The sequence below is a fragment of the Rhizobium sp. 0TCS1.26 genome (assembly GCF_050455525.1).
Lineage (GTDB): Bacteria > Pseudomonadota > Alphaproteobacteria > Rhizobiales > Rhizobiaceae > Neorhizobium.
In genome coordinates, this window is record NZ_JBCIYV010000001.1 from 628,747 (window position 1) to 646,747 (window position 18,001).

The window sequence follows — 18,001 nt, forward strand, 5'->3', positions numbered from 1 at the left end:
GTTCCGGCCTTCTCCTTGATCGATGATGGAAAGACTGAGGGCGCGTTCGACGGGTCTGCTGGACAGCCATCCGATGAAGCGGGAGGCGTAACCGTCTGAGGTTCGCCTCCGGGCATAGATGCTGGTTCGGGGCGCGCTCGTGATCGGATGACTGTTAGCTCACCAATGTGGCCCTTTCAGGTTCATCGCATCACCCGCCGAAACTCAGTCTCACCCGGTTCCACGCCTGATTAATCGTTGTCATCAGCGAGATTGAATGGCAGTGACAGGTGAGGTGCCGTCAGGTGCCCGATCTAGGAGGAGACACCCATGACCTTGCATTTCACTCGCCGTCAGACACTGCTGACGCTGGGCGCTGCCGGTGCGGCTTTCGCGCTCGGCATCCCGGCCCGCGCCGCCACCCGCAACCTCGCCGTCCTCAATCTTGCAAGCCATGCGCCGAGCTTCATCGCTTTCGAGCGCGGCTACTTCAAGGAGGCCGGCCTCGACATCGAAATGAAGTTCTTCGAGGCAGCGCAGCCGATGGCCGTTGCCATTGCCTCCGGCGATGCGGAATTCGGCGTCACCGCCATGAGCGGCGGCCTGATCAGCCTGGCGCAGAAGGATGCCGTCAAGGTCGTCGGCGGCGCACTGATTGAAGAGAAGGGCGTTGCCGGCGCCGTGATCCTTGCGTCCAACAAGGCCTATGAGGCCGGCCTGACCGAACCGTCGAAGCTGGCCGGCAAAAGCTTCGGCATCACCACCGCCGGTTCATCCTTCCACTTCATGGCCCACAAGATCGCTGCCGCCAACAATATCGATCTCGCCGACATCCAGCTGCGTCCGCTGCAGAAGCTCGGCGCCATCGTCGGCGCGCTGTCGACCGGCCAGATCGACGCCTGGGCGATCCAGGCGAACGTCGCCAACAAGATGATCCGCGAAGGTGCCGCCCGCAAGATCGGCATGGTCGCTGATTACGCGCCGAACTACCAGGTGACCACTGCCTTCACCTCGACGAAGAACGCCAGGGACGAGCGCGCCCTGACGCAATCCTTCATCGCCGCCTATTCTCGCGCCATCGACGACTACAATGCCGCCTTCGTCGACAAGACGACTGACGAAGCCGAACGCAACGCGCTGGCGAAGCTCGTCCACAAATACGTCGAGAAGGACAGCCCGGAGGACGTCGCACGGCAGAACCTGGTGGAAGGCGCGATGCGCATCAACAAGGGCCTGGCGCTGTCGCTCGGCAGCTGCGTCGAACAGCTCGAATGGTTCAAGTCGGAAGGCATGGTCAAGGATGCCATCACCAACGAGCAGCTGTTCGACACGTCCTATGTGAAGACGATCTGATCGGATTTGCAGACATTTCCGCCGGCCGCATGGCCGGCGCTCAGGAGGCCCGATGGACCTGAAACTGAACAATGTCAGCCACCACTACGGCACGGTGGAGGTTCTGCGCGACATCTCGCTGGAGATCCCGCAAGGACAGATCGTCTGTCTCGTCGGGCCCTCCGGCTGCGGCAAGTCCACGCTTCTGCGCTTTCTGGGCGGGCTGGAGCGGCCGGACCGTGGCGAAGTCCTGCAGGTGGGAGAGCCGCCGGCGGACTGCCTCAATCCCCTCACCTACGTCTTTCAGCATTTCGCCCTGCTGCCGTGGCGAACGGTGGAAGGCAATATCCGGCTGGTGCTCGAAGATCACCGGCTGCCGCGGCGCGAGATGGATGCGATTGTCACCGATGTTCTGGAGCGCACGCGGTTGAGTGATTTTCGCAAGGCGCTGCCGAAGCAGTTGTCCGGCGGCATGCGCCAGCGCGTCGCGATCAGCCGGGCGCTTTCGGTGCGCCCGGCAGTGATGCTGATGGACGAGCCGCTCTCGGCGCTCGACGCGCAGACCCGCGAACTGCTGATGGACGACCTCGTCTCGCTGTGGACCCGCCAGCCGTTCACCTCCGTCTACGTCACCCACAATCTGAACGAGGCGGTGCGCCTCGGCCACCGGGTGATCGTCCTCTCCCGCCGCCCGGGGCGGGTGCGCGAGATCGTCGACATCGACATCCCGCTCGCCGACCGGCATCTCGGCGACACGCGTCTTGAGGAAAAGCAGAAGCAGCTCTGGGACCTGATGCGCGAGGAAGCAGTGGCTGCCGACAAGGAACTTGCCGATGTCTGATGCGCAAACGATTCCCGTCAGCCCTGCCGGCACCGCCGGCACGACGATGAGACGAGACGGCGCAGACAACACACGCGTGCCGTTCCGCGGCGGCGGCTTTTCGCCGATCCCGGTGCGCGGCATGGCGATCCTCGTCTTCGTTGCGCTGATCGTCATTGCCGAGATCGGCACGCGCACCGGCATCATCTCCAATCTGACGCTGCCGCGCCCGTCCGCGGTGCTCGAAACGCTGGTGCAGCTCTGGCAGACCGGCGGCCTGTGGCGCCATCTCCTGCCGTCGCTGCAGCGCCTGCTCGTCGGCGGGTCGCTGGGCATCGCTGCCGGCATTTCGCTCGGCGTTCTGATCGGCCTGTTCAGCTATGTGCGGGCCGGTCTCGTTCCGCTCGTCGCGGCACTTTTCCCGATCCCCAAGATCGCCCTCCTGCCGCTTTTCGTCATCTGGTTCGGCATCGACGAGATGTCGAAATACGCGCTCATCGCCTTCGGCACCTTCACGCCGACGGTGGTCGCCACCTACGGCGCGGTCGACAATGTCGACCGGTCGCTGATCCGCATGGGCCAGAGCTTCGGCCTCAGCTGGTGGTCGATCGTCCGCAAGATCGTCCTGCCCGGCGCCTTCCCGGCGATCCTGTCCGGATTGCGCGTCTCCGTGTCGATCGCCATCATCCTGCTGGTCGCCGCCGAAATGCTCGGCGCCCAGTACGGCGTCGGCTCCTATATTCTGGAGGCCGGCTCGCTCTATGATCTGGAAAAGCTGTTTGCCGGCGTGACGATCCTGTCGGTCATGGGCCTCATCGTCAACTTCGTCATCGGCCAGATCGAGCGGCGTTTTCTCGGCTGGCGCGGATGAGACGCCGGCCGCCGACTGCAACCGCAAGGGCTTAAAGCACTGCGACCGGGTGAGCGCCGACAACGCCTTGCCCGATCTCCTGCCATCTCAGTCGCAGCGCATCTTCTCGGCCCAGTGCCGGCGGCAGAGCGACACGTATTTGTCGTTTCCACCGACCTCGACTTGGGCGCCCTGATGGATGACCTCGCCCTCCGCATCGACCCGCACCACCATCGTCGCCTTGCGGCCGCAGAAGCAGATGGTGCGCACTTCGCGCAACTCGTCGGCGATTGCCAGCAGCTCCTGCGAGCCGGGAAACAGCTTGCCCTGGAAATCCGTGCGCAGGCCGTAGGCCATGACCGGAATGCCGACGCTGTCGCTGATGCGCGCCAGCTGCCAGACCTGGTCGGAAGACAGGAACTGCGCCTCGTCGACGAAGACGCAGGTGATCGGCTCGGCCGCGTGCATCTCGACGATCGACGAGAAGAGATCGTCGTCAGGACCGAAGGGAATGGCATCCGAGGCAAGCCCGATGCGCGACGCCACCTGCCCCTTGCCGGCGCGGTTGTCCAGCCCGGCGGTAAAGATCACCGTGAGCATGCCGCGCTCCTGGTAATTGTAGGAGGCCTGCAGCAGCATGGTCGACTTGCCGGCATTCATCGTCGCGTAGTGGAAATAGAGCTTGGCCATCCCCCCTTTTGGCGCCCGACGGCCGCCGGCGGAAGTGCCCGCGTGATGAAGCCACAGAGATTTTTGCGGGGGGTGGTGGTGGTGGAGGGGCGCGCAGACCGGCCCTCGAACGCGACGATCGGCCGACGACGCTATTCGATCTGGATCCGCCTATTGGACTGCGAGGACGACTACGGCAAAGCGGTATTCGGCCGCGACCAGTTTGAGAAAATCGCTCTGGTGCTCGGCCGCCTTCGAGGCAGCTTCATATTGCCTTTGACTGCCGTTGAAGGCGTCTTCAAAACCTTCTCGACGTTCGCGACCGAGGAGACTGCAGCTACTCAATCCAAGGCCAAGGGCGTAGCGCCCCTGTTTCACATACCAACCATATCAAGGGTTATATCGACTGCTGCTCCAGTTGCACGATCAGCTTTTTGAGTTCGTCCACGGCGGTCATATCATGCGGCTTGCCAAAGACGTGTTTGAACCAGTCATTTTGCTTCTCGATATAATGAATTCGGGCTCGATAATCAGAGAGTGTTTTGGGCGGGAAGAAGCGCATAAACGACTGCCATGCTGTAATCGACACCTGCACCAGTTCCTGAATGCATCCTTCTAGCAGGTCCGGTACGAGAAACGGCCCTATGTGGGCGTCAGCATTTGGCTCAGGACGCAGCATGGCGAAGCCAGCAAATGTTGGGTGGCCGCATAGAACACATAGTCGCTTATAGTGCGCTTCCCGCTTCTTCTGCGTGAACCCGTCGCGCTTATCCAGTTGGTCGCGGATTTTGCCGGGCCGGAACACGCTCTGCCGCTTGTCCTCTGGGGTAGCCTTCCACTCTTGGACCAATTTCGGATCGGTCCTCAGATAATCGAGCAGCCAACCGCTCTCCATAATGAAGCGAATCTGCAGTCCGGACGACTGGTAGTAGCCTCCAAGCAGCAGCTTGAATGCCGACGCCATTGAATTGAACACGCTGGCACCGATGAGCGCCACGATCACCTGGTCCTCATTCATTTCGGGCGTATTCGTGCGGACGTATTGCATCATGTCCATGCAGGTCTCGATCATCGAGACGTGTAGCGACATATCCTCGCTGGCCTCAATAAGCGCGATAGACTTTGCTCGAACGTCTTCTTCGCCGCTGTGAAGCAGGGTCAGATTTTCAGGAATGCATCTCATATAGCACCATCATGGCCAGCAACACCCAAGTCAGGCAGCAAAGCCGGAGTCGCCGGGTGTAAGTAGAAAGTTGAGGGTATCTCGGGACTCGAACCCGCAACGTTTGGGCCTCTAACCGCCAACCGCTTGCGGCACTTATTGAAGCGATACTCGACGTCAGAATCGGATGTACGTCGATCAGTTAAGCAACTGAAATACATATTTATTCTCACAACAATAGCCGAACCCCAATGTCATTTTATATTGAGCCAAAGTCGTAGTGGGGGCATTGTGACATTTTTGGCTGGGTATATGGCCGCAAAAGTACCCGCAAAACCGCCCAAAATCACTCTTTTTGAGTAATTTCGAAAGATTCAAGTCATTGATTCTATTGGGTAAATTTTGGTAATGGTGGGCCTGGAGAGACTCGAACTCCCAACCAAGCGGTTATGAGCCGCCGGCTCTAACCATTGAGCTACAGGCCCTTTCGTCGTCGACGAAGGTGCCGGAGGCAATGGTCTCTCCGGCGGTTCGGCTCTAACGCAAATCGTTGCCATCCACAAGCCGTCGCCGCATTGGCTTCACAATCTGCGGGCAGGTCTCGATGCGGCACCAAAACGGTCCCGGACGCCGTCCGGGCATAACCACATACGCCGCGGAGGACCTTCATGACGTTCAACTTTTCCCTCTCCCTGCCCCGCTCGAACACCGGCCCGCTGGCAGCGCTGATCCTGTCGGCCGCGCTCGTCGCGCCGGCGGCAGCCTTCGCCCAGGCGCCGCCACCGCCGCCCGGCCATCCGGCCCCCGCCGGTGGACCGATACATCCGGGCCAGCCTGCCCCTACCCTTCGGGTCACCGGCGAAGGTCGCGCCGCGGTCGCTCCCGACATGGCGATGCTGACGCTTGCCGTGACGCGCATGGCCGATACCGCGGATGCAGCGCTTGCCGCCAACAATGCGGCGCTGCGCGAGGTGCTGGCGGCGCTGAAGGAGGATGGCATCGCCGAGCGCGACGTGCAGACCAGCGAGTTCTCGATCTTCCCGCGCTACAGCCAGCCGGATCCCAACCGCCAGGGCAATACCGAAGCGCCGAAGATCGAAGGCTACCAGGTCACCAACGGGCTGACGGTGCGGGTGCGCGACCTGCAGAAGCTCGGCGCCATCCTCGATCGCTCGGTCAAGCTGGGCGTCAACCAGGGCGGCCAGATCAGCTTCACCAATGCCGATACCGCCAAGGTGACGGACGAGGCGCGCCGCAATGCGGTGGCCGATGCGATGGCCAAGGCGAAGACACTTGCCGACGCCGCCGGCGTGCCGCTCGGCCAGATCGTATCGATCGAGGAGAACAGCCAGCGTCCCGAGCCGATGCCGATGATGCGCATGGCCATGGCCAAGGAGGCCGACGGCGTGCCGGTTGCCGGCGGCGAGAACACCTATACGGTCGCCGTCGAGATGCGCTTCGAGATCGGCCGCTGACATAACGAAACGCCGCCTGGCCGGGTCACGGCACAGGCGGCGTCTTTTCATATTCCGTCCCTTCGGTCCGGCGCCAGGCGACAGACCGAAGGGACGAGGTTCTCTGAGGCAGAGAGGACTAGCGGCGGACAACCGGGCAGCCACGCTCGTTGGCGAAAACCATCCGATCCGGACCACGGCGGTCGAAACCGGACACGACGACGACGCGACGGTTGACGTCGACCACGCGGGCACGGCGAAGGCCCATGCGCGAAGCCTTCTCCTCGGCAAGACCTGGCGAGCAGACGTCGCGGTGACGCGGACGGCCGCGATAGTCGTCACCGCGGTACTGTGCCTGGATGACCAGGCCATTGTCGGCAGCCGAAGCGGTGGCAAGCGGTGCAGCAATGCCGGATAGGGCGATCAGCGCGGCAAGACCGGTCTTTGCGAGAAACTGTTGCATGGATATTCCCTCCAAATGTTTGGTTCGCCTTGGTGGCGATGGAGGCAATCTAGGGCGGCGGATCTGAATGGCCACCAAATTCGCCATTCACCCGGCGTTCATTCAAGAAGGCCGTTTGCGGGCCTCACGGCGACAGATGCATGACCACTTCGCGGCGGTGCGGCCGGTCGCGATGCTCGAACAGGTAGATGCCCTGCCAGGTGCCGAGCGCCAGCCGGCCGCCCTTGACCGGGATACCGATGGACACCGTCGTCAGTGCCGATTTCACATGCGCCGGCATGTCGTCCGGGCCCTCGGCGGTGTGGATCATCCACGTCATGGAGGGATCGTCGCTTGGCGGCACCAGCCGGGCGAAAAAGCCCTTGAGATCGCGCTGCACGTCCGGATCGGCATTCTCCTGCACGATCAGCGAGCAGGAGGTGTGGCGGACGAAGAGCGTCAGCAGGCCCTCGCTGAAGCCGCAGGCGTCGATGAAATCCGCCGCCTGCGCCGTGAACTCGTAGAGCCCCTGCCCGCGCGTCGACAGGCTGATGATCTTCTGCGGCATATATTCCTCCTGCCTCTCAGTGGCGGACCATCCGGTCAGAGTTCCGGAAACCGGCGCTTGCGCCACTCGCTGCGCGGCACGGCGCCGCCGACCGCGAACGAGAAGCTTGTCACGCTGGTTGCGTCCTTGTCGACAGTGCAGCGGAAGCTGACATCGTACCAGACGCCGCCGGCACGAAATGCGCCGCGCCGCACATCGAGCGAGGTGCTGCCGGCTCCCAGCGTATAGGCCGGGATAAGCTCCGGCATGTAGCGCGGCGCGTTATTGCGCAGCTGCGCCTGAAGCTCCGTACCGCACAACTGGCCGGCGCGGGCGCCGCGCGGGATATTGCCCATCGCCGTCATCGCCGTCATGTCGCCGGTGGCAGACGCCGAATAGAGACGCTTGGCCTCCTTGAGTGCCGGTGCAGCAGCAGCCGGCGGCGCTGCGGGGCGCGGCGTTGGCGTGACGCTGGCCGGCGGCCCTGCCGCACCATCGCCCGCTCCCTCGCCGGCTCCCTCCTCGGCAGGTGGCGGCACCGCCTGTGGATCGGCGGCATCCGCCCGCGGCAGGGCCGCAAGCACTTCCGGCGCGGCAGGCGCGGGCGTCGTGGCCTCCTGCCCACCACCCGCCACTGCATCCGGTGCGGCATCGGCTGGCGCATCCTTCGGGGCATCCGGCGGCTGCGTCACGTCGCCCGGCGGCGGCGGGGCAGCATCCGCGACATCCTGCTCGGCAGGCTTTGCGTCTTCCGCCGGCGGCTGTTCAGCCGGCGTCTCTTCCGGCTTGACCGCGTCGGGTTTCACGTCGTCCGGCTTGGCCTCTTCGGGTTTAGGCTCGTCGGGCTGCGTCTCGTCCGGCTTGGCCTCTTCGGCGTCCGGCGCACCGGTCTGCGCACTGTCGCCGTTCGCCGCCTGCTCCGGTCCCTGGTTCTTATCGCCGAACTTGAACACCGGCTGCAGAGTGGGGATCGGCGCGCCTGCCTCGGATTGCGGCTTGGCCTGCTCCTGCTCCGCGGTCTCCGGTGGCGGTGGCGGTGGCGGAGGAGGAGGAGGAGCAGGTGGCGGTGGCGCCGCCTCCTCCTGCTTCGGAGGCTCCGGTGGCGTCTCAGGCTGCGGCGGTTGTTCCGGCTCGGGCGGCTTCTCGGCCTCTTCCGGCTTGTCGAATTCGGGAATCTTCAGCGGTTCCGGCGGGGGCTCCGGCTGCGCCTCGGGCACCCTTTCGGGTTCGGGCACCTGTTCGGGCTCCGGCTCAGGCGGCGGAACGATCTCCACCGACACCGTCTCCTCCGCAGGTGGGCTCTGCGTCGGCTGCGGCAGGTCGACGAGCAGTGCCGTCACGACCAGCACATGCAACAGGATCGAGGCACCGATGCCCCAGCGCACATAGGCGGCGGATGACCCACCAGACGGCAGATGCGCCTCCGGTAGCGACCCGCCCACGCCGGAGCCCTTGATCGCCTGATCGGCGATCTCCGCATCGGCACTCGGCGGGTTTCTGTCGGACGCGTCCTGCATCAGCACCATGTAGGGAAAATCACCGCCCGGATCGAGAGGCAAATCGAACTTCTGGAACGCAAGGACCCGGCAGGATCGCTCCCGCCGGGTCCTTGTCGAATATTATCTCGGCAAACTCTGCTGCCGAGGAAGAGATGCAGCGGGCGAACCCTTAGCTGTCGAGGAAGCTGCGAAGCTTTCTGGAGCGGCTCGGATGCTTCAGCTTGCGCAGCGCCTTCGCCTCGATCTGGCGAATACGTTCGCGGGTCACCGAGAACTGCTGTCCGACCTCTTCCAGCGTGTGGTCGGTGTTCATTCCGATGCCGAAGCGCATGCGCAGAACACGTTCCTCGCGCGGCGTCAGCGAAGCCAGCACCCGGGTCGTCGTCTCGCGCAGGTTCGCCTGGATGGCGGCATCGATCGGCAGAAGCGCGTTCTTGTCCTCGATAAAATCGCCCAGGTGGCTGTCCTCTTCGTCACCCACCGGGGTTTCGAGCGAGATCGGCTCCTTGGCGATCTTCAGCACCTTGCGCACCTTTTCGAGCGGCATGGCAAGTTTTTCGGCCAGTTCTTCCGGGGTCGGCTCGCGGCCGATCTCGTGCAGCATCTGGCGCGATGTGCGGACGATCTTGTTAATCGTCTCGATCATGTGCACCGGAATGCGGATCGTGCGGGCCTGGTCGGCGATCGAACGGGTGATCGCCTGCCGGATCCACCAGGTGGCGTAGGTCGAGAACTTGTAACCGCGGCGGTACTCGAACTTGTCGACCGCCTTCATCAGGCCGATATTGCCTTCCTGGATGAGGTCGAGGAACTGCAGGCCGCGGTTCGTGTACTTCTTGGCGATCGAGATGACGAGGCGAAGGTTTGCCTCGACCATTTCCTTCTTGGCGATCCGCGCCTCGCGCTCGCCCTTCTGCACCATGTGAACGATGCGGCGGAATTCGGTCACCGAGATGCCGGTCTCCGTCGCCAAGTTCTGGATCTCCTGGCGGATATCGCGGATCGTGTTGCTCTCGGCGCGGGCAAAGTCCTTCCAGCCGCGGGCGGCCAGATTAGCGATCGACTTCATCCAGTGCGGATCGAGCTCGGCACCCTGATACTGCTCCAGGAACGAGTCGCGCTTGACGCCGTAGGATTCCGCCAGACGCAGCAGGCGGCCTTCGTTCTGCACCAGACGCTTGTTGATGTCGTAGAGCTGCTCGACGAGACTGTCGATGCGGTTCTGGTTGAGCGACAGCGACTTGACGGCCGTGATCAGCTGGTCCTTGAGCTCCTTATAGCGGCGCTCCTGGCCCGACGAAAGCGTACCGGTGCAGGACAGGCGAGCCTCAACCTGCTGGTCCTGCAGTTTGCGCAGCTTCTTGTAGGTGTCGGCGATCGTATCAAGCGTCTCCATGACCTGCGGGCGCAGTTCCGCTTCCATGGCAGCAAGCGACAGGCTCGACTCGTCGTCGTCCTCCTCTTCCTCTTCCATGGGCGGCAGTTCGCCCCCGACATTGGTCACGTCGTCTTCGCCGGACGGCGCACGCAGCCGCCGGGTCTTTTCCTTCTCTTCGGCAGCCTTGCGGTCAGCCTCGATCTTTTCCGGGCTCTGGAACTGCGGCGCAGCCTTCGCCTCGGGACCGGAATAGGTGGTCTCGAGATCGATGATCTCGCGCAGCAGCGTCGTGCCTTCGTTCAGTTCGTCACGCCAGATGATCAACGCCTGGAAGGTGAGCGGGCTCTCGCACAGCCCGGCGATCATCGTCTCGCGGCCGGCCTCGATCCGCTTGGCGATGGCGATTTCGCCCTCGCGCGACAGAAGCTCCACCGAACCCATTTCGCGCAGGTACATGCGCACGGGATCGTCGGTGCGGTCCGTCGGCTCCTTCTTCTTCGCGGTTGCGACAGCCGTGTTGCCGGCAGGCGCGAGTTCGCCGCCTTCAGCTTCCGCCTCGTCGTCGCTATCGTCGTCGTTGGATGTCTGCTCTTCGGCTTCCTCGTCCTCGACGACGTTGATGCCCATGTCGGAAAGCATGGCCATCGTGTCTTCGATCTGTTCCGAGGTTACCTCTTCGGAAGGCAGCACCGCATTCAGCTCGTCCATCGTCACGTAACCACGCTTCTTGGCGAGCTTGATCATCTTCTTGACGGCATCATCCGAAAGATCGAGAAGCGGACCGTCCGTAGCGCCGTCACGTTCGTTCTCAGCTTCGTCGTTTTCTTTGACTTTCGTTGCCATGTATTCGTCTTTCCTTGGACGTCATTCGCGATGTTCCGACAACCGCCGACGCGTTTGCGAAGCACAGTCGAACACGTACCGGGTGGACAATTAATTCCCGCTTAACCAAGAGGAAGTCCCGCTGCCCGGGGAGCTACCGCCCTCACGCCAACGATCCTGATCCTCGTGGCTGATACGTTTGCTCCGCCTACTTATGCCAGAAACGGTGATTCCCACAATTTCCCTCTCCGTCAAGCCTTTCTAAAGGCAATGCGCAGTTAAAAGCGGAAAAAGCGAGACAGCATACAGCTTTCCTTAGGCCAGCGCTGTGACTGCCGCTTATTTAAGGACCGTGCCAATAAAGACAAGAGCCAGCGCCCTTCTAAAAGTTGCACTACGCCAGCCGTTACCCATCAACTGCCATGGCTGACTGCAATTCCCTTGACGCGACCCGACATCACGCCGAACCCGTCAATGATCGCTTCCTGGTTTTCCATTCGCACGATTTCGAGCTGCACCTCGGACAGCGCCCGCAGCAGAGGTTCGATGCTGTTTTCGTCGGCGGCCTCGGTGGCGGAGGAAATTTCTCGCTCCAGCTCCATCTTCTGGACCCGCAGCGCCTTGGTCCGCTTGTGCAGCGACAACGCCTGCCGATACCCCTCGCGCGCATCCTCCATGGCGGCCTGCGCCGTCGCCGTCCACAGCCGCGCATTGCGCACCTGCTGCTCGAGCGCCTTCACCAGCGGCTCGAACCCCTGCGCATTCAGTTTTTCGATCAGATACTCACGCGACAGTTGGATGCCGGCCGTCGCGGCCGCCGGCAGCATCGCCGACCAGAAACGCTGCAGGTCGCGGTTTTCGAAATCGATCGCGGCGATCTCGTCATACTCCTCGAGCAGCAGTTCCGGGTGATTGACGATGGTGATCGCCAGCACCACTTCGCGCAGCGCCGGCAATTCCTGGTAGCCACGCACGAGGCCCGACCGCGCCAGCCTGTCGGAGACGCCGAGGTTGCGGGGTCCAGTTCCCGCAAAGCCATTGGGGGAGCCCCGTCCGCCATCCTGGCCCCTTCCCCTCGGCGAAAAGCCCTGTTGCGAAAAGCCCTGCCGCGCGCCGCCTTGCGCCATGGCAGGCCGGAAGAATGCGTTCAGGCGCTCGCGCACATCCTGCTGGTAGAACCGCTTGACGCTTTCATCGCCGATCACCGAGATGATCTGCTTCAGGCGGGCTTCCAGCTCGGCACGCTTTTCCGGCGTGTCGAAGGTGCCGTTCTGCGCCTCGCGCATCCAGATCATTTCGGCGAGCGGCTTGGCCTGCGCCAGCACGCGGTCGAACGGCGCACGCCCTTCCTGGCGCACAAGATCGTCCGGATCCTTGCCGTCCGGCAGCAGCGCAAAACGCACCGAGCGGCCGGGCTTGATATGCGGCAGCGCCAGGTCGGCGGCGCGGCTGGCGGCCCGAAGACCGGCACCGTCGCCGTCAAAGCAGAGGATCGGCTGCGGTGACATCCGCCACAGAAGCTCCAGCTGGTTTTCCGTAAGTGCGGTTCCGAGCGGCGCAACGGCGTTCTCGACCCCCGCCTGGTGCAGGGCAATAACGTCCATGTAGCCTTCGACGGCAATGATCGTCAGCCCGTCGCCGTCGGCGCTCCTCACCTGTCCCTTGACCGCCGCCTGCGAGGCGCGCCGGGCGCGAGTGAAATTGTAGAGCACATTGCCCTTGTGGAAGAGCTCGGTCTCATTGGAATTCAAATACTTGGCCGGCGCGTCCGGCGACATGGCCCGGCCGCCAAAGGCGATCACCTTGTCGCGCGACGACAGGATCGGGAACATGATACGGTCGCGGAAGCGGTCGTAGGAGACGGCGACCCCCTCGCCATGCACGACGAGACCGCACGCCTCGATCTGCTCGCGGGGCACGCCCTTCCCCGCCAGGTGCTCCTTGAGAGCGTTGCGGCTCTCGGGAGCATATCCGAGCCGGAACGTCTCGATGGTCTTTGCAGTGAGTCCGCGGTCACGCAGATAGGCGCGTGCCTTGGCGCCGCCGGCGCTTTGCAACTGGTCCTGGAAGAACAGTGTCGCCAGTTCCATGACGTCATGAAGCGTACCGCGTTCCTTCTCGCGCCGCTCCGCCTGCACATCCGGCTGCGGCATCGGCACGCCGGCGAGATCGGCAAGCTGCTGCACGGCTTCGGGGAAGTTCAGCCCCTCCAGTTCCTGCATGAAACGGAAGTGATCGCCAGATACGCCGCAACCGAAGCAGTGGTAGCGGCCCTTGCGGTCCTCGCAGTGAAAGCTCGGGCTCTTCTCGCCATGGAACGGGCAGCAGGCCCAATAGTCGCCACGCGAAACATTGCTTTTCTTGCGATCCCACGTCACGCGACGACCGACCACTGCCGAAATCGGCACGCGATCGCGTATCTCGTCGAGAAAGCTGTTGGAAAAGCGCATCATCACCTCGTGGGAGCTTTCACCATATAGGCCGTTGCCGCGCCGGACGCCACACCGGCTCGAGGTTTCGCCCGATATACACAAGCAGTCCGCAAGCCAATCGATGGAAGCTAGCCCGGCTTGCGTCAAATTTGAGGCAGCGTGTGCGCCGCAAAAATTATGTTTTTGTAATTTGATTTCGACGCGGCGCGGGTCTTCAGTGCAGTGGTCTTCCCAACGTCCCACTCTCTCTCGGGAAGACGATTGCGAGACAACCCGATCCCCCAAAGCGGGCATCTCGCGCATCGCACGCCCTGCCCCCGGGCCACGATGCAATGTCCAGGCGTAAGAGGCAGGGCCCGTCCAGGCTCTGCCTCGCTTGGCAAAATCACGCAAAACCTCCCGCTTTTCATGGTTACGCGGACGGCCTCTTCGCGTCAGGATGGCGTGCCGCTCGTTCGTTGACAATCCGGCGATTGTATATACACTTTGCAATACAGGGCGCCATGGAACTGGATGACATCAGCAGTTTCGAATGGGATGAGGCCAAACGGCGAGCCAATCTTGCCAAGCACGGCCTCGATTTCGAAGATGCGGTCCTGGCGTTGGACGAAGACGCATATCTCTATCGATCCACCTGGCAGGATGAGGAGCGATGGATCGCGGTTTGCCAGGAAGACGCGCGGCTGATCGCGGTCGTCTTCACCATGCGGGGCAGCGTCTGCAGGATCATATCGGTAAGGGTTGCGAGGCGAAATGAGCGACGAAAATATCACGCGCGTCACGGCTGAAGAAATCCGCAGGAAGCGGGCGGAGGGCATACCGAGCCAGACTGACTGGGCGCGGGTCGATGCGCTCACCGACGAGGAGATCGAGGCGGCCATGCGCGACGATCCCGACTGGCAGGACCTGATCGACATCGACTGGTCCAAGGCGAAGTGGGTGACGGCGCACAAGAAGAAGGCGATCTCGATCCGCCTCGACGACGACATCGTCGACTTCTTCCAGGCCACCGGAAAAGGGTATCAGACGCGCATCAACGCGGTGCTGCGCCACTTCGTCAGCGAGCAGAAACACAAGAAGGGCTGACGCAGCGAAGGTCAGCCCCGGGCCCTTTTCGGCCTCCTACTTCAGCATCTCCTTGACGATCGCCGACGCTTTGGCGAAGTCCATCTGGCCGGCATAGCGTTCCTTCAGCAGACTGATGCACTTGCCCATGTCGCGCAGTCCCTGGGCGCCGACTTCTTCGATCACTGCCTTGCAGATCTCGCGGACCTGCTCGTCCGATAGCTGCTCCGGCATAAAGTCGCGGATGACTTCGATTTCCTCGCGCTCCTGCTGGGCAAGTTCCTCGCGGCCGCCGTCGGTGTACATCTTGGCCGATTCTTCGCGCTGCTTGATCATCTTCTGCAGGATCTGCATGATCTCGTCGTCGCTGACCGGATCCTTGCCGGCACCGCGATGCGCGATGTCGCGATCCTTGATCGCGGTCTGGATCAACCGGACGGTCGACAGCCTGCGGCTATCCTTGGCCCTCATCGCATCCTTCATCGCATCGGAAAGCTTGTCGCGCATCATGATCGTGTTCTCCTTCGGGCAGCGCAGGTCGGCGTGAAGCCCACCAGCCTCCCGTTCGTGCTGCGCCCTCATAGCCCAGTGCCCCGGCCTTATCAATCTGGCGCGGCAGGGCACCGGCCGGCATAAGACAGAAATCCATGTGAAGAGCAGCCCGTACGATTGACCAGATAGGTCGGTTTCGTTATTTTCCCGCACCTGCACGAGAATTAAAACCGAGAGCACTGCGCGAAACCTTCCGCGCGCCCTTTTCTGCGACCATAGATGGCCCCAGGGCTCTGCTGCTTGACGCGGCGGGGCAGCGGGCGGAGACGAACCGAAATGACTGAAACAGCACCCTGGACAACCCGCAAGCCGACCGCCGTTCTCGTCCTCGCCGACGGAACCGTCATCGAAGGCATCGGCATTGGCGCCACCGGCAAGGTCACGGCAGAGGTCTGCTTCAACACCGCCCTCACCGGCTACGAGGAAATCCTCACCGACCCCTCGTATCTCGGGCAGATCGTCACCTTCACCTTCCCGCATATCGGCAACATCGGCACCAATGATGAAGACGTCGAGGACCTGACACCGGCGGCCCGCCGCGGAGCGGTCGGCGTCATCTTCAAGGCCGACATCACCGAGCCTTCCAACTACCGTGCCAGCCGCCATCTCAACGACTGGCTCGCCTCGCGCGGCATCATCGGCCTGTCGGGCATCGACACGCGCGCCCTGACCGCCAGGATCCGTGAGAACGGCGCACCGAACGCGGTCATCGCCCATGATCCCAACGGCGTCTTCGACATCGAGGCGCTGAAGGCGGAAGCCAGGAACTGGGGCGGCCTCATCGGGCTGGACCTCGCCAAGGAAGCAACCTCCGGCCAGTCGTCGCACTGGACGCAGACGCCATGGGTGTGGAACGAAGGCTACGGCGAGCTCAACCCGGATGATGCGAAGTATCACATCGTCTGCGTCGACTACGGCGTCAAGCGCAACATCCTGCGCCTGTTTGCCGGCCTCGACTGCAAGGTGACCGTGGTCCCCGCCAGCACCTCTTCGGAAGACATCATGGCTCTCAACCCGGACGGCGTCTTCCTGTCGAACGGCCCCGGAGATCCGGCAGCGACCGGCGAATACGCAGTCCCGGTGATCCGCGACATCATCAAGACCGAGACGCCGACCTTCGGCATCTGCCTCGGCCACCAGATGCTCGGCCTCGCACTCGGCGGCAAGACCGAGAAGATGCACCAGGGCCATCACGGCGGCAACCATCCGGTCAAGGACTACACCACCGGCAAGGTGGAGATCGTCTCGATGAACCACGGTTTTGCGGTCGACTCGAAGTCGCTGCCGCAGGACGTGGAAGAGACCCACGTCTCGCTGTTCGACGGCACCAATTGCGGCCTGCGCCTGAAGGACAAGCCGGTGTTTTCCGTACAGCATCACCCGGAAGCCTCGCCCGGCCCGCAGGACAGCCACTACCTGTTCCGCCGCTTCATCAACATGGTGCGCGAGCGCAAGGGCGAACCGGCACTCGCGGAACGCTGAGACATTTCGCCAATCCGAGCATACCCGACGGCCCGCCTGATCAGCGGGCCGTTTTCGTATCGGCTCAGCGGCGCACCAGCAGCCAGAACCGGATGCTCAGCATCAGCGCCGCAGCCATCAGACCGGTAACGAAGCCGGTCCACACCCCGGTGCCGCGCCACTCGAACACGAAGCCGAACAGCCAGGCGCAGAAGAAGCCGATCGGCCAGTAGGCGATCAGCGCCAGGATCATCGGCACCTGGGTGTCCTTCAGACCGCGCAGCAGGCCGGCAGCAACCGCCTGCAGACCATCGAACATCTGGAAGATGCCGGCCGCGACAATCAGCGGGATCGCCAGCAGCAGCACCTGTTCGGCATCCGGCTGGCTGGTGTCGAGGAACAGGCTGCCGAGCGTCGCCGGTATGATCGCAAACATCGCACTGCCGACCACAGAGAAGCACAGCCCCACCAGGACGACGGTGATGGCGGCGCGCCTGACGCCTTGCCGGTCGCCCTGCCCAAAGGCCAGCCCGACGCGAACGGTCGCCACCTGCGCCAGCCCGAGCGGGATCATGAACGCGATCGAGGCAAGCTGCAATGCGATGCCGTGGGCTGCCAGTTCCGCCTTGCCGAACAGGCCCATCAGCAGCGAGGCGGCCGAAAACAGACCGGCTTCCGCCAGGATGGTGAAGCTGATCGGCACGCCGAGTGCCAGGATTTCGCGCAGTGCCGCCCAGTCCGGCCGCCAGAAGCGGACGAAGATCTCGTAGGCGCGCATCTCGGGCCGGCTCTCGACATAGCCGACCATCAGCGCAAAGCCGAGAAGGTTGGCGCTGAGCGAAGCGATCGCCGCACCGTTCATGCCGAGTTGCGGCAGGCCGAAGTGGCCGAAGATGAGGCCGTAATCGAGCCCGGCATTCAGTACCAGCATGCCGAGCGTCACATAGAGCAGCACGCTGCCGCGCTGCAGGGCGCCGATGAAGGAGCGCATCACCATCAGCAGCAGCGCCGGGAACATGCCCCATTGCAGGATGCGCAGGTAGCTTTGCGCCAGCTCCGCCACGTCGGGGGCCTGCCCGAGCGCCAGCAGGATCGGCTCGGAAAACCACAGCAGCGGCGCGGTCAGGAAGCCGTAGGCGATCACCACCCACATCCCCATGCGCACCGAGCGGCGCGCCTGGGTGGCGTCGCCGCGTCCGACCGCCTGCGCCACCAGCGGCACCACGGCGCTTGAAAAGCCGCTGCCGAAGATGAAGACGATGAAAAACATCTGGCTCGACAGAACCACCGCTGCAAGCTCGGTCGTGCCGAGCCAGCCGACCATCACTACATCGGTGGTGTTAATCGCCATCTGCGCCAGCTGCGCACCGACGAACGGGATCCCAAGTCCGACGGTCGCACGAATGTGCGTCGACCAGGAATTGTCGCGCAACCCGTCGGCCGCGCCCAGATGCTTCTCCATTGCCATCACTCCGAGACGAAAAAAGCCGTCGCCCCAAATTTGGGCAGACGGCCTGGCCATGCTCTAGTCAATGCC

At 63.1% G+C, this 18,001-nt stretch carries 17 protein-coding genes and 1 tRNA gene; 8 read left to right on the plus strand and 10 right to left on the minus strand.

The features are described from left to right. Nucleotides 1–309 precede the first annotated feature (309 nt). From AAIH46_RS03020 to AAIH46_RS03030, 3 genes are read left to right on the plus strand one after another with little or no spacing between them, the layout of a single operon-like run. Nucleotides 310–1,332 carry an ABC transporter substrate-binding protein gene (locus tag AAIH46_RS03020; RefSeq protein WP_430304068.1) on the plus strand — a complete coding sequence of 341 codons (1,023 nt, stop codon included), beginning with the start codon at nt 310–312 and terminating at the stop codon, nt 1,330–1,332. A 52-nt stretch (nt 1,333–1,384) separates the two neighbouring features. Continuing rightward, nucleotides 1,385–2,152 (plus strand): ABC transporter ATP-binding protein, encoded by a 768-nt coding sequence (locus tag AAIH46_RS03025; protein ID WP_430304070.1) that lies wholly within the window; start codon nt 1,385–1,387, stop codon nt 2,150–2,152. A gap of 46 nt (nt 2,153–2,198) precedes the next feature. Continuing rightward, on the plus strand, nt 2,199–3,002 hold the full coding sequence (locus AAIH46_RS03030; RefSeq protein ID WP_430304981.1) for an ABC transporter permease: 804 nt from the start codon (nt 2,199–2,201) through the stop codon (nt 3,000–3,002). Between the two features lie 87 nt (nt 3,003–3,089). Here the strand turns inward: AAIH46_RS03030 and AAIH46_RS03035 are convergent, their stop codons facing one another. Next, complete coding sequence (locus tag AAIH46_RS03035; RefSeq protein ID WP_430304072.1) at nt 3,090–3,671, minus strand: thymidine kinase; 582 nt, start codon at nt 3,669–3,671, stop codon at nt 3,090–3,092. Between the two features lie 42 nt (nt 3,672–3,713). Here AAIH46_RS03035 and AAIH46_RS03040 point away from each other — a divergent pair, with 42 nt between their 5' ends. Beyond that, on the plus strand, nt 3,714–4,088 hold the full coding sequence (locus AAIH46_RS03040) for a hypothetical protein (RefSeq protein WP_430304074.1): 375 nt from the start codon (nt 3,714–3,716) through the stop codon (nt 4,086–4,088). Here the strand turns inward: AAIH46_RS03040 and AAIH46_RS03045 are convergent. Together AAIH46_RS03045 and AAIH46_RS03050 are read right to left on the minus strand one after the other, a co-directional pair. After that, the gene (locus AAIH46_RS03045) at nt 4,048–4,833 is read right to left on the minus strand and encodes a hypothetical protein (protein ID WP_430304076.1); all 786 of its coding nucleotides are present in this window, start codon (nt 4,831–4,833) and stop codon (nt 4,048–4,050) included. The genes AAIH46_RS03040 and AAIH46_RS03045 overlap by 41 nt on opposite strands. A 388-nt stretch (nt 4,834–5,221) precedes the next feature. Continuing rightward, nucleotides 5,222–5,297: transfer RNA gene (locus AAIH46_RS03050), tRNA-Ile, on the minus strand. A gap of 183 nt (nt 5,298–5,480) precedes the next feature. Between AAIH46_RS03050 and AAIH46_RS03055 the strand changes: the two genes are divergently transcribed. Beyond that, on the plus strand, nt 5,481–6,287 hold the full coding sequence (locus AAIH46_RS03055; RefSeq protein WP_430304078.1) for an SIMPL domain-containing protein: 807 nt from the start codon (nt 5,481–5,483) through the stop codon (nt 6,285–6,287). Between the two features lie 118 nt (nt 6,288–6,405). Here AAIH46_RS03055 and AAIH46_RS03060 read toward each other — a convergent pair whose 3' ends face one another. The 5 genes from AAIH46_RS03060 to dnaG all read right to left on the minus strand — a co-directional run bounded on the left by AAIH46_RS03060 (nt 6,406) and on the right by dnaG (nt 13,404). Next, nucleotides 6,406–6,729, minus strand: a complete 324-nt coding sequence (locus tag AAIH46_RS03060) for a hypothetical protein (RefSeq protein ID WP_430304080.1) — start codon at nt 6,727–6,729, stop codon at nt 6,406–6,408. A gap of 124 nt (nt 6,730–6,853) precedes the next feature. Further along, a complete protein-coding gene (locus tag AAIH46_RS03065; protein ID WP_430304082.1) occupies nt 6,854–7,276 on the minus strand; it encodes a secondary thiamine-phosphate synthase enzyme YjbQ in 423 nt (140 codons plus the stop codon). Nucleotides 7,277–7,311: 35 nt separating this feature from the next. Further along, entirely contained in the window at nt 7,312–8,814 is a 1,503-nt protein-coding gene (locus AAIH46_RS03070; protein ID WP_430304085.1) for a DUF930 domain-containing protein, read from the minus strand. A 109-nt stretch (nt 8,815–8,923) separates the two neighbouring features. Further along, nucleotides 8,924–10,975: an RNA polymerase sigma factor RpoD gene (rpoD, locus tag AAIH46_RS03075; protein WP_430304087.1), complete on the minus strand. Its 2,052-nt coding sequence runs from the start codon at nt 10,973–10,975 to the stop codon at nt 8,924–8,926. A 392-nt stretch (nt 10,976–11,367) separates the two neighbouring features. After that, nucleotides 11,368–13,404 (minus strand): DNA primase, encoded by a 2,037-nt coding sequence (gene dnaG, locus AAIH46_RS03080; protein ID WP_430304089.1) that lies wholly within the window; start codon nt 13,402–13,404, stop codon nt 11,368–11,370. A 485-nt stretch (nt 13,405–13,889) separates the two neighbouring features. On the opposite strand from dnaG, the gene AAIH46_RS03085 reads away from it, so the two are divergent. Together AAIH46_RS03085 and AAIH46_RS03090 are read left to right on the plus strand one after the other, a co-directional pair. After that, entirely contained in the window at nt 13,890–14,174 is a 285-nt protein-coding gene (locus AAIH46_RS03085; protein WP_430304091.1) for a BrnT family toxin, read from the plus strand. Next, the gene (locus AAIH46_RS03090; RefSeq protein WP_430304093.1) at nt 14,140–14,472 is read left to right on the plus strand and encodes a BrnA antitoxin family protein; all 333 of its coding nucleotides are present in this window, start codon (nt 14,140–14,142) and stop codon (nt 14,470–14,472) included. The genes AAIH46_RS03085 and AAIH46_RS03090 overlap by 35 nt, the downstream gene beginning before the upstream one ends. Before the next feature lie 36 nt (nt 14,473–14,508). Here the strand turns inward: AAIH46_RS03090 and AAIH46_RS03095 are convergent, their stop codons facing one another. Beyond that, complete coding sequence (locus tag AAIH46_RS03095; RefSeq protein ID WP_430304095.1) at nt 14,509–14,961, minus strand: GatB/YqeY domain-containing protein; 453 nt, start codon at nt 14,959–14,961, stop codon at nt 14,509–14,511. A gap of 318 nt (nt 14,962–15,279) precedes the next feature. Here AAIH46_RS03095 and carA point away from each other — a divergent pair, with 318 nt between their 5' ends. Beyond that, entirely contained in the window at nt 15,280–16,485 is a 1,206-nt protein-coding gene (gene carA / locus AAIH46_RS03100; protein WP_430304097.1) for a glutamine-hydrolyzing carbamoyl-phosphate synthase small subunit, read from the plus strand. A gap of 64 nt (nt 16,486–16,549) precedes the next feature. On the opposite strand, the gene AAIH46_RS03105 is transcribed toward carA, so the two are convergent. Beyond that, nucleotides 16,550–17,926 (minus strand): MATE family efflux transporter, encoded by a 1,377-nt coding sequence (locus tag AAIH46_RS03105; protein ID WP_430304099.1) that lies wholly within the window; start codon nt 17,924–17,926, stop codon nt 16,550–16,552. Nucleotides 17,927–18,001 lie beyond the last annotated feature (75 nt).